The sequence below is a fragment of the Anaeromyxobacter sp. SG17 genome, assembly GCF_022690695.1.
Lineage (GTDB): Bacteria > Myxococcota > Myxococcia > Myxococcales > Anaeromyxobacteraceae > Anaeromyxobacter > Anaeromyxobacter soli.
Window position 1 is genome coordinate 29,019 of record NZ_JALCYX010000034.1, and the last position, 16,598, is coordinate 45,616.

Annotated in this window: 13 protein-coding genes; 4 read left to right on the top strand and 9 right to left on the bottom strand. The window is 72.2% G+C overall.

From position 1 onward, the window contains the following. Window positions 1–81: 81 nt before the first annotated feature. From MNY60_RS13795 to MNY60_RS13810, 4 genes are all read right to left on the bottom strand, one after another. Window positions 82–1,125, bottom strand: coding sequence for a 2-oxoacid:ferredoxin oxidoreductase subunit beta (locus tag MNY60_RS13795; RefSeq protein WP_242334999.1), 1,044 nt, complete (start codon window positions 1,123–1,125; stop codon window positions 82–84). 1 nt (window position 1,126) lies between these two features. Continuing rightward, a complete protein-coding gene (locus MNY60_RS13800) occupies window positions 1,127–2,989 on the bottom strand; it encodes a 2-oxoacid:acceptor oxidoreductase subunit alpha (RefSeq protein ID WP_242335002.1) in 1,863 nt (620 codons plus the stop codon). 136 nt (window positions 2,990–3,125) lie between these two features. Then, window positions 3,126–3,521 carry a bacteriohemerythrin gene (locus MNY60_RS13805; RefSeq protein ID WP_242360829.1) on the bottom strand — a complete coding sequence of 132 codons (396 nt, stop codon included), beginning with the start codon at window positions 3,519–3,521 and terminating at the stop codon, window positions 3,126–3,128. Window positions 3,522–3,629: 108 nt separating this feature from the next. Next, window positions 3,630–7,079, bottom strand: a complete 3,450-nt coding sequence (locus MNY60_RS13810; RefSeq protein WP_242352812.1) for a pyruvate carboxylase — start codon at window positions 7,077–7,079, stop codon at window positions 3,630–3,632. Window positions 7,080–7,622: 543 nt separating this feature from the next. Between MNY60_RS13810 and MNY60_RS13815 the strand changes: the two genes are divergently transcribed. After that, the gene (locus MNY60_RS13815) at window positions 7,623–7,976 is read left to right on the top strand and encodes a hypothetical protein (protein WP_242352810.1); all 354 of its coding nucleotides are present in this window, start codon (window positions 7,623–7,625) and stop codon (window positions 7,974–7,976) included. Between the two features lie 272 nt (window positions 7,977–8,248). Beyond that, window positions 8,249–8,764 carry a transposase gene (locus MNY60_RS13820; protein WP_242360831.1) on the top strand — a complete coding sequence of 172 codons (516 nt, stop codon included), beginning with the start codon at window positions 8,249–8,251 and terminating at the stop codon, window positions 8,762–8,764. A gap of 62 nt (window positions 8,765–8,826) precedes the next feature. Here the strand turns inward: MNY60_RS13820 and MNY60_RS13825 are convergent, their stop codons facing one another. The 5 genes from MNY60_RS13825 to MNY60_RS13845 all read right to left on the bottom strand — a co-directional run bounded on the left by MNY60_RS13825 (window position 8,827) and on the right by MNY60_RS13845 (window position 14,423). Further along, on the bottom strand, window positions 8,827–10,176 hold the full coding sequence (locus MNY60_RS13825; RefSeq protein ID WP_242335018.1) for a TRAP transporter large permease: 1,350 nt from the start codon (window positions 10,174–10,176) through the stop codon (window positions 8,827–8,829). Further along, window positions 10,173–10,733: a TRAP transporter small permease gene (locus tag MNY60_RS13830; RefSeq protein WP_242335021.1), complete on the bottom strand. Its 561-nt coding sequence runs from the start codon at window positions 10,731–10,733 to the stop codon at window positions 10,173–10,175. Before MNY60_RS13830 ends, MNY60_RS13825 begins: the two co-directional genes overlap by 4 nt. Further along, a complete protein-coding gene (gene dctP / locus MNY60_RS13835; protein WP_242335024.1) occupies window positions 10,730–11,758 on the bottom strand; it encodes a TRAP transporter substrate-binding protein DctP in 1,029 nt (342 codons plus the stop codon). Before dctP ends, MNY60_RS13830 begins: the two co-directional genes overlap by 4 nt. Window positions 11,759–11,778: 20 nt before the next feature. Next, the gene (locus MNY60_RS13840; RefSeq protein WP_242360833.1) at window positions 11,779–13,323 is read right to left on the bottom strand and encodes an AMP-binding protein; all 1,545 of its coding nucleotides are present in this window, start codon (window positions 13,321–13,323) and stop codon (window positions 11,779–11,781) included. Between the two features lie 113 nt (window positions 13,324–13,436). Beyond that, on the bottom strand, window positions 13,437–14,423 hold the full coding sequence (locus MNY60_RS13845) for a bile acid:sodium symporter family protein (protein ID WP_255821094.1): 987 nt from the start codon (window positions 14,421–14,423) through the stop codon (window positions 13,437–13,439). Between the two features lie 92 nt (window positions 14,424–14,515). Between MNY60_RS13845 and mdcA the strand changes: the two genes are divergently transcribed. Continuing rightward, a complete protein-coding gene (gene mdcA, locus MNY60_RS13850) occupies window positions 14,516–16,180 on the top strand; it encodes a malonate decarboxylase subunit alpha (protein ID WP_242360837.1) in 1,665 nt (554 codons plus the stop codon). 4 nt (window positions 16,181–16,184) lie between these two features. Beyond that, window positions 16,185–16,598: triphosphoribosyl-dephospho-CoA synthase (locus MNY60_RS13855; protein ID WP_242360839.1), on the top strand; the 414-nt coding region annotated here is incomplete at its 3' end.

Here is a 16,598-nt window from a genome sequence, read left to right on the forward strand (position 1 = left end):
CCGTGGATTGCCGGTGGAGCGCGGCGGGCCGGCGGCGAAGCGCGGCTGACCCTCGACGTCCGCGCCGCGGCCGCCGGTGGCTCAGCGGAGCGCGTCCATGAGGGCGTCGAGCACCTCCCGCGGCGGCCGCACCGCCTCCGCGGGCAGCGTCGCGAGCGGCGCGTCCACGAGGTTCAGGAGATCGACGAGGCTCGGCGCCTTCGCGTCCACGAAGAGCACGCCGGTGAGCACGTCGCCGCCCGCCTGCGCCTCGACGAGGCGCGACATCGCCCGGCCGCGGTCGCGCGGATCGTACCCCTCCTCCAGCTTGCGCAGCCGCAGGTGCGAGCCGTCGTGCATCGTCACGTCCACGGTGGTCCCCGGGTCGTACTCGACCGCGAGGTCCTCGAACGCCGGCACGAACTGGAGCTCGTGCAGCGGGACGTCGTGCTCCTTCATGTACGCGTAGGACTTGGTCGAGCCCTCGTGGTCGTTGAACGTGACGCAGGGCGAGACCACGTCGAGCATCGCCGTCCCCCGGTGCGCGAGCGCCGCCCGCAGCATGGCCGAGAGCTGGCGCTTGTCGCCCGAGAAGGAGCGGCCGACGAACGTGGCGCCGAGCTGGATCGCGAGCGTGCAGAGGTCGATGGCGGGCAGGTCGTTCTGCACGCCGGTCTTGAGCTTCGCCCCGAGATCGGCCGTCGCCGAGAACTGCCCCTTCGTGAGCCCGTACACGCCGTTGTTCTCGACGACGTAGAGGATCGGGAGGTTCCGGCGCATGAGGTGCACGAACTGGCCGATCCCGATGGAGGCGGTGTCCCCGTCGCCGGAGACGCCGAGCGCGAGGAGCTCGCGGTTCGCGAGGACCGCGCCGGTCGCGACGGACGGCATGCGCCCGTGCAGCGCGTTGAACGCGTGCGAGCGGCTCATGAAGTAGGCGGGGCTCTTCGACGAGCAGCCGATCCCGGAGAGCTTGGCGACGCGCTCGGGGGGCACCCCCATCTCGTACATCGCCTCCAGGATGCGCTCGGAGATCGCGTTGTGGCCGCAGCCGGCGCAGAGCGTGCTCTTCGCGCCCTTGTACTCGACGACGCTGAGGCCGAGCCGGTTGGTGCGCGGGGCGGCGGGGGTCGCGGGGGTGGCCATGTCAGCGCGCCTCCTCGGCGCGGATCGCGTCGGACACCGTGCGGGCGTCGAGCGGCAGCCCGTCGAGGTGCGGGACGGGGCGGAGCCGCGGGACGAGCGCGGCCGGCAGATCGAGCTTCAGCAGCGCCGCGAGCTGCCCGTCGCGGTTCTGCTCCACCACGTACACCCGCTCGTGCGCCTCCACGAACTCGCGCACCTCGCGCGAGAACGGGTAGGCGCGCACGCGCAGGTAGTCGGAGTCGAGCCCCGCCTCGCGGCGGAGCTGATCGCGCGCCTCGCGGAGCGCCGGATCGGAGGAGCCGTAGGCGAGGAGGCCGAGCTTCGCCTCGCCGGAGCCCTCCCGCACCGGCGCGGGCAGGAGGTCGCGCGCGCCGTCGAGCTTCTTCTCGAGCCGGGCGAGGTTCCGCTCGAACGTGCGCGGGTCCTCGCTGTAGGCGGCCTGCTCGTCGTGGCCCGTGCCGCGCGTGAAGTAGGCGGCCTTCGGGTGCGGCGTGCCCGGCAGCGTGCGCCAGCCGATCCCGTCGCCGTCCACGTCGGCGTACCGCGCGAATCCGCCCAGCCGGTCGAGGTCGTCCTTCCCGAGCACCTTCCCGCGATCGAGCGGGCGCGCCGGGTACGGGAAGGGGTCGGACATCCACACGTTCATGCCGAGATCGAGGTCGGTCATCACGAACACCGGCGTCTGGAGGCGCTCGGCGAGATCGAACGCGTCCACCCCCATCGTGAAGCACTCCTCGACCGACCCCGGGAAGAGCAGCACGTGGCGCGTGTCGCCGTGGGAGAGGAACGCCGTCGAGAGCACGTCGCCCTGGGCGGTGCGCGTGGGGAGCCCCGTCGACGGGCCGACCCGCTGGACGTCGAAGATCACCGCGGGGATCTCCGCGTAGTACGCGAGCCCGGCGAACTCGCTCATGAGGGAGACGCCCGGTCCGGCCGTGGCGGTCATCGCCCGCGCGCCGGCCCAGCCCGCCCCGATGGCCATCCCCACCGCCGCGAGCTCGTCCTCGGCCTGCACCACCGCGAAGGTCGCCTTGCCGTCCGGGCCGATGCGGTACCTGCGGAGGTGGCCGATGAGCGTCTCGACGAGCGAGGACGAGGGCGTGATGGGGTACCAGGCGACGACCGTGACGCCCGCGAAGAGGGCGCCCATCGCCGCCGCGGCGTTGCCGTCCACCAGGATCTTCCCCGCCGTCCGGTCCATCCGGCGCACGACCAGCGGATCGCGCTTCTCGAGCGTCGCCGCGTGGTCGAAGCCGGCCCGCGCCGCCGCGACGTTCAGGTCGCGGGCCCTGGGCTTGCCCGGAAACTGCTTCTCGATGGCGTGCTCCACCTCGCCGAGGTCGAGGTCGAGCAGCCGCGCGAGGACGCCCACGTACGCCATGTTGCGGAGGAGCCGCCGGAGCTTCGGCTCCTTCGTGAGCGGCTCGACGAGCGCGTCGAACGCCACCGGGTAGTACACGAGGTCGGGCCGGAGCTCCGCGAGCGCGAGCGGCGCGTCGTAGACCACCGCCGCGCCGGCGGAGAGCCCGAGCACGTCGTCGCGCGCCGTCTCGGGGTTCATCGCGACGAGGAGGTCCACCTCCTTCTTCCGCGCGATCCAGCCGTCCCGCGAGGCGCGGATCGTGTACCAGGTCGGCAGGCCCGCGATGTTCGACGGGAACAGGTTCTTGCCGGAGACCGGCACGCCCATCTGGAAGATCGCCCGCAGGAGCACGGTGTTCGAGCTCTGCGAGCCCGAGCCGTTCGCGGTCGCGACCTGGATCGAGAAGTCGTTCACCCGCGCGCCACCGTCCGGCCGGGCGGCCGGCAGTGGCGCGACGGAGCTGTCCGGGGACGCCATCGTGCGCTCCTCCATCTGCTTCATAGAGGGAGCGACATCTGGCCGCAGGAGCTTCTGCTGGGCGGGGTCGGCGGGCGGGTCGAGCGGGCCCTGCCGCCCGGAGTCCGCCGGGTGCGCGCTCCCTCCGAGGGGCGTCGCGATCGGGCCTCGCCGGGGAGGCCTAGCGCCCGAGATGCAGCGCCAGGTCCCGATCGAGCCCGGCGAGGTGCTCGCGCAGCCAGTCGGAGAGCCAGTTGTGGAGCGCGAGGCCGGCGGCGGCGCTGCCGCCGTCGCGCGCGTGGGCGCGGAGGTGGCGCTCGAGCTCACCCCGGAAGCGGGCGTGCGCGGCGCGGTGCTCCTCGAGGCGCGGGTAGCCGGCGGCGGCCATGAGCCGCTCCTCCGCGAGGAAGTGCCGCTCCGCGTAGCCGGCGAGGTACGTGAACAGCGCCTCGACCCCCGCCCGATCGCCCGTGCGCAGCGCGCGCACGAGCCGCTCGGCCCGGTGGAACAGCTCGACGTGGTCGGCGTCGATCTCCGCGACCCCGACCGCGAGCGACGGGCTCCACTCGAGCGGCATGCCCGACGAGTGCGCCCATCGCGACGATCCGTCAACGTCGCGGCCGCGCGCCTTTCGGGCATGCGCCGCGGCGCGCAGCGGGGCCGCCTTCCCGGCCGGCCCGGCGGGTCACGCGAGCACGAGGAGGAGGTCCTCCTTCTCCACCTTGTCGCCCTCCTTGAAGCGGACCTCGGCGACGGTGCAGTCCGCCTTGGCCTTCACGTTCGTCTCCATCTTCATCGCCTCGGTGACGAGCAGCACCGCGCCGGCCTTCACCTGCTCGCCGGCCTTCACGTTCACCTTCACGACCTTGCCGGGCATGGGGGCGCCGACGTGGGCGGGGTTCCCGCGCTCGGCCTTCGGCCGGGCCTGGGCCCCCTGCGCCGCGGACTGGTCGCGCACGGTGATGGTGCGCGCCTCGCCGTTCAGCTCGAAGAAGAGATCGCGCGTGCCGTCCTTCTCGAGCTTGCCGACGGTCACGAGGCGCACGATGAGCGTCTTGCCGGGCTCGATCTCGATGGAGGTCTCCTGCCCCGGCTCGAGCCCGTAGAGGAACACCGGCGTCGGGACGACGGAGGTGTCCGAGAACTCCTCGCGGTGACGCACGAGGTCCGGCCACACGTTCGGGTAGAGCAGCCACGACACGAGCGCCTTGTCGTCCACCGGTACGCCGGCGCGCTCCGCCGCGCGCGCCCGCTCGCGCTCCAGGTCGGCGGGCTCGAGCAGCTCGCCCGGGCGGCGCGTGATGGGCTCCTGGTCCTTCAGGATCACCCGGCGGAGCTCCTCCGGGAAGCCGCCGTGAGGCTGGCCGAGCATGCCCCTCGCGAGGCCGACCACCGACTCCGGGAAGGCGAGGTCCCTGCCCTTCTCCGTGAAGAGGTCCTCGGGCTCGAGGCCGTTCTTCACGAGGAACATGGCCATGTCGCCCACGACCTTGGACGACGGCGTCACCTTGACGATGTCCCCGAAGAGCAGGTTCACCTTCCGGTACATGTCCTTGCACTCCTCCCACCGGTCGAGGAGGCCGAGCCCGGCCACCTGCGGCTTGTAGTTGGAGTACTGGCCGCCGGGGATCTCGTGGCGATAGACCTCGGCGGTCCCGCTCCGCAGCCCGGACTCGAAGGGCGCGTACCACTCGCGCACCGTCTCCCAGTAGGCGGCGAGCTCCTGCAGGCCGCCCTCGTCGAGCGCCGGGTCCCGCTCCTCGCCGCGCAGGACGGCCGCGAGCGAGTTCAGGTTGGGCTGGGCGGTGAGGCCGGAGAGGGGCGCGAGCGCGGCGTCCACCACGTCCACGCCCGCCCGCGCCGCCTCGAGCAGCGTCGCGGACGCCACGCCGGAGGTGTCGTGGGTGTGCAGGTGGACGGGGATGCCCACCGCCTCCTTGAGCGCCTTCACCAGCTTCGCCGCGGCGAAGGGCTTCAGGAGCCCCGCCATGTCCTTCACCGCGAGGAAGTGTGCGCCCATGCGCTCGAGCTCCTTCGCGAGCTTCACGTAGTAGTCGAGCGGGTACTTGTCGCGCCGCGGATCGCTGATGTCGCCCGTGTAGCAGAGCGCCGCCTCCAGCACGGCGTTCTTCTGCCGCCGCACCGCCTCGCAGGCGACCGTCATGCCCTTCGTCCAGTTGAGCGAGTCGAAGACGCGGAAGACGTCCACCCCGCTCCTCGCGGCCTCCTCCACGAACCGCTCGACCACGTTGTCAGGGTAGTTCGTGTACCCGACCGCGTTCGAGCCGCGGAGCAGCATCTGGAAGAGGACGTTCGGGATCGCGGCGCGGAGCTTGTGGAGCCGCTCCCAGGGGTCCTCCTTGAGGAAGCGCATCGACACGTCGAACGTCGCGCCTCCCCACAGCTCGAGCGAGAAGAGCCCTGCGGCGAGGCGGGCGGTGGCGGGGGCGATGCGGACCAGGTCGTCGGTGCGCACGCGCGTCGCGAGCAGCGACTGGTGCGCGTCGCGCATGGTGGTGTCGGTGAAGAGCAGCCGCCGCTCCTCGAGCGCCCAGCGCGCGAGCCCCTCCGGCCCGCGCTCGAGGAGGAGGTCGCGCGATCCCTTCGGCGGGCGGCCCGACATCTCCACCTTCGGCAGGCGCGGCTCGCGGAGCTCCGCCGAGCGGAGCGGCTTCGCCACGCCGGGCGAGCCGTTCACGATCACCTCGCCGAGGTAGCGCAGGAGCTTCGTGCCGCGGTCCTTCTTGACCTTGGCCTGCATGAGCTCCGGGTGCCCCTCGATGAACGACGTGTCGCAGTCGCCCGCCAGGAACACGGGGTGGCGCGCGACGTTCTCGAGGAAGGCGATGTTGGTCTTCACCCCGCGGACGCGGAACTCCTGGAGCGAGCGGTCCATCACCCGCGCCGCCGCGCCGAGCGTCAGCCCCCAGGTGGTGATCTTCACGAGCAGCGAGTCGTAGTGCGGCGTGATAACCGCGCCGGTGAAGGCGCTGCCCGCGTCGAGCCGCACGCCGAACCCGCCCGGCGAGCGGTACGCCTTCAGCACCCCGTAGTCGGGCGCGAAGCCGTTCTGCGGGTCCTCGGTGGTGATGCGGCACTGGATGGCGAAGCCTCGGCGCTGCACGTCCTCCTGCCGCGCGATGCCGATCTCCGGATCGGAGAGCTTCTTCCCCTGGGCCACGAGGAGCTGCGCCTGCACGAGGTTGCGGCCGGTGATGCTCTCCGTGACCGTGTGCTCCACCTGGATGCGCGGGTTCACCTCGATGAAGTAGTGCCGCCCCTCGCGGTCCACGAGGAACTCCACCGTGCCGGCGTTCCGGTACGCCACGCTGCGCGCGATCTTGAGCGCGTCCTCGCAGATCGCCGCGCGCTGCGCCTCGGAGAGCGCGAGCGAGGGCGCGAACTCGACGACCTTCTGGTGCCGGCGCTGGATCGAGCAGTCACGCTCGAACAGGTGGACGAGGTTCCCGTGGTGGTCGCCGAGGATCTGCACCTCGATGTGCTTCGGCCGCTCGATGTACCGCTCGAGGAAGACGGCCGGGTTGCCGAACGCCGCGCCCGCCTCGCTGCGCGCCGACACGAGCCCCTCGACGAGCTCGCGCTGGTTGCGGGCGACGCGCATGCCGCGCCCGCCGCCGCCCGCGCTCGCCTTGATGATGATGGGGTAGCCGTGCTCGCGCGCGAAGACGAGCGCCTCCTCGTCGTGCGCGATCGGCTCGGCGGTGCCGGGCACGACCGGTACGCCCGCCGCCTGCGCCGCCTTGCGGCCCGCCACCTTGTCGCCCAGCCGGCGCTGCATCTCCGGCGTCGGCCCCACGAAGACGATGCCGGCCCGCTCGCACGCCTCGGCGAACTCCGCGTTCTCGGAGAGGAAGCCGTAGCCGGGGTGGATCGCGTCCACCTCGAGCCGCTTCGCGAGCGCGACGATCTCCTCGATGCCGAGGTACGCGTCGATGGGCTTCTTGCCCTTGCCGACGAGGTACGCCTCGTCCGCCTTGTAGCGGTGCAGCGAGAGGCGGTCCTCCTCCGAGTAGATCGCGATCGTCTGGATCCCGAGCTCGGTGCAGGCGCGGAAGATGCGGATGGCGATCTCGCCACGGTTGGCGGCCATCACTCTCTTGAACGGGACGGGCATGTGCGGCTCCTCGAAGCGAACGGTGGACGCCCACCCGTCGCGGCGGCGCGGGCGTCGGGGTCTCGGGTGTCGTTCGCTGCTGGCCGCCCGGCCTGCCGGAGCAGGCGCGGTTGCGAGGAGGATCAAGTCGGGCTTGGCGAGCCTCGGCTCGGTCCAGCGCGTCCTACGTGCGGCAATGGAGCACAGTTCGACGCGACGTGTCGAGGGGTCCGTGAGCCACGCGGACGTGATTCTGGAGTCGAGCGGCGGGGGATGGGCGGGGCCGCCGCGCCGGCGGCCCGAGGACGGGGGAAACGGGCCGGCGAGCGGTGATTCCGGGCTTTGTCCGGGGATTTCGAGGCCCTGGGGCGGCCGGATGGCGCGGCGTCGGCCCCGCGGGCCATCGAAAGCCGGACGACGAATCTTCACCCATCGTGACTTGATTGAGCGGACGTCGACCGCCACCGTGCGCCGCCACCCTCGCGGCGCTCCGCGGGCAGCGCAGCTCTTTGCCGCACGACACGGCTGCACGGGCCTGACGGAGCGGCGTGGCAGGATCGCGCAGTGGGCAAGATCTCCGCTGCGATTCTCGACACCGCCGAGCCCTTCATCACGGCGCTACCAGATCACGCCTCGGCCGTGGCGCGCGAGGACGCCATCCGCCTCGGCGTCCTCATCTGGAATGCGCTCGTGTGCCAGCGCCTTGGCGATCCCGAGCCCTTTCGAGAAGCGCTCGCGCGGTTCCGCGCGCTGCCCGAGCCGCAGTGCACGGTGATGGCCACGCTCGTGGCCCAGGTCGTCGAGCGCAAGGTGGAGCGATACGCCGACGACGTACGGATGGTGCGCGACTGGAAGCTCACCCAGCGCGAGAACGGCGAGGCGACGCTCTGGGCCGAAGCCGTCACGTCACGTCCGTAGCCTGACCCCGCGCACAATCGCATCGAGATGGGGCGCGCGGCGGGGGGCGAGCTCTTCGATGCCGAACGTCAGGGGCACGTGGCAACGTTCGCCCAATCAAGTTGCTCAGGGTGAACCCCATGGCCTCCCGCACCCCTCAGCTGCCCCTCCTGCTCCCGCCCCGGCCAGGCTGGGGCGGTGCGCGTCCGAACGCTGGGCGGAAGCCACGCGGTGAGAAGCCGGGGCTGCCGCATCGGACGCGCGTTCAGGTCGACCCGCGCACGCCGCTCCACGTGACGCTTCGCACGCGAGCGCACGTGTGGAACCTGCGGAGCCGGCGCTGCTACGCGATCTTCGCGGGTGCGCTTCGCGCCGTCGCCGGACGAACGGACTTCCGCGTCGTGCACTTCTCCGTCCAGGGGAACCACCTGCACCTCGTCGTCGAGGCGGACGACGCGCGAGCGCTCGCGGGCGGGATGAAGGCGGTCTCGGGACGGGTCGCGCTGGGGCTCAACGCGCTCATGGAGAAGCGCGGGCCCGTCTTCACGGATCGCTATCACGCGCACGCCCTCCGCACGCTGGCCGAGGTCCGAAACGCGCTCCGGTACGTTCTCGGCAACTTCTCGAGTCACGCGTTGCGGCGCGGGGAGGCGGTGCCGGCGAGCTACGTGGACGCCTACTCGTCCGCCGCGGCGCGCTGCCCCGACGGCGAGCCGCCGCCGGTGGCGGCGCCGCGCACGTGGGTGCTGCAGGTGTGCGGCGGGCCGAGTTCCGCGCGGAGCTCGGCCGGCCTCGCGGCCGGCTCGTGAGGCGGAGGGAGGCGAGCGCGTCGCCCCCCTCCGCCCGAGCACGGCGCGCGGGCGCGGCCGCGTCAGCGCATCCCCATCACCGCGTCAGGGAGCCAGGTCGCGATCCCGGGGAAGACGCACAGGAGCACGACCGCCACCACCATGAGGCCCACGAACGGCATCACGCCCCAGACGACGTCGCGGAGCGGGATGTCCGGCGCGACGTTGTTGATGACGAAGATGTTGAGGCCGACCGGCGGGTGGATGAGCCCCATCTCCATCACCACCGTCATCACCACGCCGAACCAGACCAGGTCGAACCCGGCCGCCTTGAGGGGCGGCAGGATGATCGGCGCGGTCATGAGGATGATCGAGACCGGCGGCAGGAAGAAGCCGAGCACCACCACGAACACGAGGATGGCCGCGAGGAGCACCCAGCGCGAGAGGTGCATGGCCACGATCCACTCGGCGGCCGACTGGCTGATGTGCAGGTAGCTCATCACGTACGAGTACAGGAGCGACATGCCGATGATGAACAGCAGCATGGTCGACTCCTTGAGCGTCCCCGCGAAGATCGGCTTCAGGTCGCGCGGGCGCCACATGCGGTAGATGATCCCCACCAGCACGAGCGCCAGGATCGCGCCGAGGCCCGCGGTCTCGGAGGGCGTGGCGAAGCCGCCGTACAGCGCGACCATGACGCCGACCAGCAGGACCACGAAGGGGAGGACCTTCGGCAGCATCCGCGTCTTCTCGGCGAGCGAGAGCTCCGGCTCGTCGAGGTGCGCGGCGCGGACGCCGGTGCGCTCGTAGGTGGCGAGGGCGGCGCGGTACTCCTTCTTGAAGCGGAACACCGTGTAGCCCGCGAACAGGAGCACGAGCAGCGCGCCCGGGCCGATGCCGGCCAGGAAGAGCCGCCCGAGCGACTGCTCCGACGCGACCGCGAAGAGGATCATGGTGATCGACGGCGGCAGGAGGATCCCCAGCGTCCCGCCCGCGGCGATGATCCCCGCCGCGAGCCGGGGGGAGTACCCGCGGGACCGCATCTCGGGGATGCCGGAGCTGCCGATGGCGGACGCGGTCGCCGGGCTCGACCCGGCCATGGCCGCGAACAGCGCGCACGCGAACACGTTGGCGATGCCGAGGCCGCCCGGGATGCGCCGGATCCAGGCGTGGATGGCGGAGTAGAGGTCCGCCCCGGCGCGCGACTTGCCGATGGCCGCGCCCTTCAGGATGAAGAGCGGGATGGAGAGCAGCGTGATGCTCGACATCTCCTCGTAGACGTTCTGGGTGACGGTGTCGAGCGCCGCGCCGGGCATGAAGAAGTACATGAAGACGACCGCCACCATCCCGAGCGCGAAGGCGACCGGCACGCCCGAGAACATCACGAGCAGGGTGGCCGCGCCGTAGAGACCGCCGACGACGGAGACGCTCATTCGGTTGCTCCTTCCGGCGCGAGGCGATGCAGGACCTGCAGCACGAGCTGGAGGGTGAGGAGGGTCATCCCCACCGTCATGAGCGAGTACGGGATCCACATCGGCGGCCCCCACGACGACGACGACGTCTGGCCGTCCACGACCGCCTCGTGGAGGAGCGCCCAGGACTTCCAGGTGAAGAACGTGCAGAACAGGAGCGACACCAGGTCCGCGACGAGCGCGCGGGCCCGGTTCACGCGGGGCGGCAGGATCGAGGCGAGCGCCGCGATGGCCACGTGCCCTCGCTGCGCCTGGACCTGCGCCGCCGTCAGGAAGGTCGCGCCGACCATGAGGAACACGGCCGCCTCGTCCTGCCAGTCGGTCGGGACCTTGAAGAAGTAGCGGGTGACGACGCTGCCCGTGAGGACGGCCGCCGCGCCGAGGATCGCCAGGGCGGAGACGATCACGGTATGGCGGTTCAGGGCGGCGAGCGCGCGCATGGCCACGCCGAGGGCGCCCGCGCGCGGCAGCGCCGGCAGCTCGGCTGCCCTGGCCTCGAGCTCGAATCCGTGGCTCACAGGGTCTTCTCCGCGAGCGAGAGGAGCCGGGCGCAGCGCTCGTTGCGCGCGGCGAAGTCCTTCCAGGCGGTGGCGCGGGCGATGTCCTGCCAGCGACGGACGGTGGCCTCGGACAGGTCCACGGGCTTCGCGCCCGCCTTCGCGAACGCCGCCGCGACGAGCTGGTCGTCCGCCTTCGCGGAGTTGACGCCGAACGACTCGAGCTCCGCGCCGACCGTCATGATCACCGACTGCAGGTCCTTCGGCAGCCCGTCGAAGATCGCGCGCGACATGATGAGCGGCTCGAGCATGAACCAGTAGGCCTTCCCGCGACCCGTGACGAGCTGCTTCGCGACCTCCTCCAGGCGGAAGGAGATGAGGCTCGTCGACGAGGTCATGGCCGCGTCGAGCGCCCCCGTCTGCATGCCCGCGTAGATCTCGTTCGAGGGGAGCGAGACCACGGTGGCCCCCGCCTCCTTGAGGACCATGTCCATCTCGCGGCTGCCGCCGCGGACCTTCTGCCCCTTCGCGTCCTGGGGCTCGACGATGGCGCCGCTGCGGCAGGCGACGCCGCCCGCCTGCCAGACCCAGCTCACGATGACGATGCCCTTGTCGGCGAGGAGATCGGTGAGGTACTTGCCCACCTCGCCGTGCTTCCAGGCCATGCCCTGCTCGTACGAGGTCACGACGCCCGGCATGAGGCCGATGTTGAGCTCGGGGACCTCGCCGCCCGCGTACGAGAGCGGGAAGAGGCTCATGTCGAGCGCGCCCTTGCGGGCGGCGCTGAACTGCGCGTTGACCTTCATGAGCGAGGAGCTCGGGTAGACCGTCCCGGTCAGCGCGCCGTTCGTCCGCTTCGCGATCTCGGCCGCGAACCGGCGGCACAGGCGGTCGCGGAAGTCGCCGTCCGTGAGGGTGCCGCCGGGGAACTGGTGCGAGATCTTGAGCTCCGTCGTGCCCGCCGCGAGGGCGCGCCGGCCGACGAGCGCCAGCGCCGGCGAGGCCAGCATTCCGAACAGCAGGTTCCTGCGGGTGAACTGGTGCACGATCGCCTCCGCGCTGCGGGTCAGTGGGTTGGGACGACGGGACGGGACGCTTCGACGGCATACGTTTCGCGCAGCGCGCTCTTCAGGACCTTCCCCATCGCGTTGCGGGGGAGGTGGTCGACGAAGTGCACGTGCTTCGGGACCTTGTAGGAGGCGAGCCGGGCCTTCAGCGCGCCCACGATCCGGCCGGCGTCGAGCGCCGGATCGCGCCGGACCACGACGGCGGTGACCGCCTCGCCGAGGTCGCGGTGGGGCACGCCGATGACGGCCGACTCGACGACGCCGGGGAGCGCGTCGAGGGCGAGCTCGACCTCCTTCGGGTAGACGTTGAACCCGCCGGAGATGACGAGATCGCTCGTCCGACCGACGAGCGTCACGTACCCGTCCTCCGCCACGGTCCCGAGATCGCCGGTGCGGAACCAGCCGTCGGCGGTGAAGGCCTCCGCCGTCTTCTCCGGCTGGCGCCAGTAGCCCTTCATCACCGCGGGGCCGCGGATCTGGAGCACGCCCACCGCGCCCCGGGAGAGCGGCCGGCCCTCGGCGTCGGCGACGCGCAGCTCGACCCCTTCGATGGCCCTCCCGACGCTGCCCGGACGGCGCTCGCCGTCGAGCGGGTTCGAGGTGATGACGACGGCCTCCGTCATGCCGTAGCGCTCGAGCACGGCGTGCCCGGTGCGCTCCGCGAAGGCGCGGCTCGTCTCCGCGAGCAGGGGCGCCGACCCCGAGGTGAAGAGCCGCACGGACCGGCACGCCTCCGGGCCGAACCCGGGCAGATCCAGCAGGCGGGTGTAGAACGTCGGGACGCCCATCATCGCGGTGGCGCGAGGCAGGAGCTCCGCGACGCGCTCGGCCGAGAACCTGGCGAGGAACAGCATCGCGCTGCCGGAGAGCAGCGCGCAGTGCGCGGCGATGAAGAGGCCGTGGGCGTGGAACATCGGCAGCGCGTGCAGCAGCCGATCGCGCTCGGTGAACCCCCACAGGTTCGTCAGGGCCCGGGCGTTGCTCGCCAGGTTCCCGTGCGTGAGCATCGCGCCCTTCTGCCGCCCGGTCGTCCCGGACGTGTAGAGGATCGCGGCGACGTCGTCGCGCCCGCGGGGCGCGGTGGGGAACGCGTCGTCCTCGGCGGCGGCGCGCTCCGCGAGCGTCCCCTTCCCCGCGGCGTCCAGCGTGAGGCAGGCCGGGACGCCGCACGCGGCGGCCAGCGGCGCCTTGCCCGCCGCGTCGGCCGGATCGAACACGAACGCGGCGGGCGCGGCGTCCTCGAGGAAGTACCGGAGCTCCGCCACCGTGTAGGCGGGGTTCAGCGGGACGTAGATGCCGCCGCGCCGGAGCACCGCCAGGTACAGGCAGTAGGCCTCGGGCGACTTCTCGACCTGGACGGCGACCCGGTCGCCGGGCTCCACCCCGTGCGCGGCGAGCGCGTTCGCGTACCGCCCCGTGAGCGACCGCAGCTCGGCGTACGTGAGCCGCCGCCCGCCGTCCGTCTCGATGAAGGTCGCGTCGGCGCGCCCGCGCTCCGTGAGGACGTCGAACAGGTTTTCGCTAGGTGCGTCCGTTCGTCGCATCGTCCCGTCCGTTCGGTCGGCATCGTGCATTCTGTACGCTGTATACAAAGCAACCTGCGACAAAGCGGTCAACCCCCCGTCCGCCCCCTTGTTGGGGCGGGCGGACGAGCGACTCAGGTCCGGACGGCGGGAGGGGCCGCGGCGGCGCGGCGGGCGTAGCGCTCGGCGAGGACCGAGCACGCGAAGAGCTGAAGCTGGTGGTAGCACATGACCGGCAGCACGATCAGGCCGAGGCCGGGCTGCGCTCCGAACAGCACCTTCGCCATCCCCACTCCCGAGGAGAGCGCCTTCTTCGAGCCGCAGAACACCGCCGCGATCTCGTCCTCCTTCGCGAGCCCCACCCAGCCCGCCACCGCCGTCGTGAGGACGAGCACGAGGGCGAGGAGCACGGCCGCGCCGGCGAGCGTCAGCGCGAGGACCCCGGGGCCGTGGTGCGACCACAGGCCCGAGCTCACCGAGTCACAGAACGCCACGTAGACGATGACGAGGATCACCGCCTTGTCGAGGCGGTGCGCCTGGCGCTCGTGGCGCGCGTAGAAGCCCCCGAGGAGCGGACGGAGCGCGAGGCCGACGGCGAGCGGGACGAGGATGAGCACGCCGATGGTGAGGATGGAGCGCGCGAGCGGCAGCCGGCCGCCGCCGGACGCGCTCCCGGCGAGGGACACGAGGAGCGGCGTCACGAAGACGCCGAGCACGTTCGACGCGATGGCGTTGAAGATCGCGCCGGGGACGTTGCCGCGCGCGATGCCCGTCATGGCGACGGAGGACGAGATCGTGGACGGCAGCACGCTCAGGTAGAAGAAGCCGAGCAGGAGCGGCCGCGGGAGGAAGCGGCCGAACGTGGCGCCGAGCGCGAGGTACAGGACCGGGAAGACACAGAACGTGAACGCCTGCACGACGGCGTGGAGCCTCCAGCGCAGGAGCCCGGCCTTCAGGCGAGCGGTGTCGAGCCCGAGCCCGTGCAGGAGGAAGATGGCGAAGATCCCGGCGTCGGCCACGCGATCGCCGTGCATGGGACCGCCGGTCCTCCCCGCCCCCGGGAGCGCCGTCGCGAGCACCACCGCGCCGATCATCCCGGCGAGAAACCCGTGTCGCCGCAGTGCGTTTCGCTGGCGACCCCCACCTGAGCTCCCGCCTGTCCGCCCGTTCTCCGGTTGAGCTGGCATGTTGCCTGTTGTATACAGCATGCAGAATGCTGAATACCACCATCCGCGCGCCGGTTCCCGCTTCGCCCTGGAGAACACGCCCCGCCGAGAAGGCCCGCCGGCTCGGGCGCGTCGCTCCCTTCGTGGACGGAAAGGCGCTCCGCGCCGACCGGCTGGTGGAGGCGCTCGAGGCGCTCGTCTCTCCCGGCGACCGCGTGGCGCTGGAGGGCGACAACCAGAAGCAGGCGGACTTCCTGTCGCGCTCGCTCGCGCGGGTGGACCCCGCGGCGGTGCACGACGTGCACCTGCTCATCTCCAGCATCAGCCGGCCCGAGCACCTCGCCCTGTTCGAGCACGGGATCGCGCGCAAGGTGGACTTCGCCTTCGCCGGCCCGCAGAGCCTCCGGCTCGCGCAGCTGCTCGAGGACGGGAAGCTCGAGATCGGCGCCATCCACACCTACGTCGAGCTCTACGCGCGGATGTTCGTGGACCTCACGCCGAACGTGGCGCTCGTCTGCGCGGACAAGGCGGACGCGCACGGCAACCTCTACACGGGGCCGAACACCGAGGACACGCCCACGATCGTGGAGGCGACCGCGTTCCGCCACGGCGTGGTCGTCGCGCAGGTGAACGAGATCGTGGACGAGCTGCCGCGCGTCGACGTCCCGGGCTCCTGGATCGACCTCGTCGTGGTCGCCGACAGGCCCTACGCGGTCGAGCCGCTCTTCACGCGCGACCCGCGGCACATCAACGAGCTGCAGATCCTGATGGGGATGATGGTCATCCGCGGGATCTACGAGCGGCACGGCGTCACCTCGCTCAACCACGGCATCGGGTTCGACACCGCGGCGATCGAGCTCCTCCTGCCGACCTACGGCGAGTCGCTCGGGCTGCGCGGCCGGATCTGCCGGAACTGGGCGCTGAACCCCCACCCCACCCTCATCCCCGCCATCGAGCGCGGCTGGGTGGAGAGCGTCCACTGCTTCGGCAGCGAGGTCGGGATGGAGGACTACGTGCGGGCCCGCCCCGACGTGTTCTTCACCGGCAAGGACGGCAGCCTGCGGTCGAACCGCGTGCTGTGCCAGCTCGCCGGGCAGTACGGCGTGGACCTCTTCATCGGCTCGACGCTCCAGATGGACGCGGACGCGAACTCCTCCACGGTCACGCTCGGCCGGCTCGCCGGGTTCGGCGGTGCGCCGAACATGGGCCACGATCCGCGGGGACGCCGTCACGCGAGCGCGCCGTGGCTCGACCTCATCACGGCGGAGGGCGACGTCGTCCGCGGGCGCAAGATCGTCGTCCAGCTCGCCGAGACCTACCAGAAGGGCGGCCAGCCGGTCTTCGTCGAGTCGCTGGACGCGGTGCAGGTCGGGAAGGCGAGCGGGATGCCGGTCGCGCCCGTGATGATCTACGGCGACGACGTCACGCACGTCGTGACGGAGGAAGGGATCGCCTACCTCTACCGCGCGGACGGGCCGACGGAGCGCCGCGCGGCCCTCGCGGCGGTCGCCGGGGCGACGCCCGTCGGGCTCGGAGCCGATGCCCGGCGGACCGAGGGGCTGCGCCGGCGCGGCCTCGTCGCGTTCCCCGAGGACCTCGGCGTGCGCCGCCTCGACGCGAGGCGCTCGCTCCTCGCGGCCCGCAGCATCGACGACCTCGTCGCCTGGTCCGGCGGGCTCTACCGGCCCCCCGCCCGCTTCCGGTCCTGGTGAACGCATGATCGCGATCGCGCACGCGCCGCCCCCTCACGCCTCGCGGCGGGCCGACCGGCTCGCGGACCTGGCGGTGTCGGCGCTCCTCGACGAGGCGGAGCTCACGCCGAAGCCCGGCCTCGTCGACCGTCGCGGCAGCGGCGCGCACGCGGACCTCGACCTCCCGACGATGCGCCGCTCCGCCCACGCGCTCCGCGGCGCCTTCGCCGAGATGGCCCGGGCCGCCCGCGGCTCCCGTCCGGCGGACGCGCTGCGCACCACGCTCGGCGCGATCGGCCGCGAGGGCGAGGCCGCCATGCTCGCCGCCACCGGCGGCGCGAACGCGCACCGCGGCGCGATCTGGGCGCTCGGCCTCCTCGTCGCCGGCGCCGCCATCGAGGGCGCCCGCGGCGGGCCCGCGGCGAGCGCGGCGCGCGCC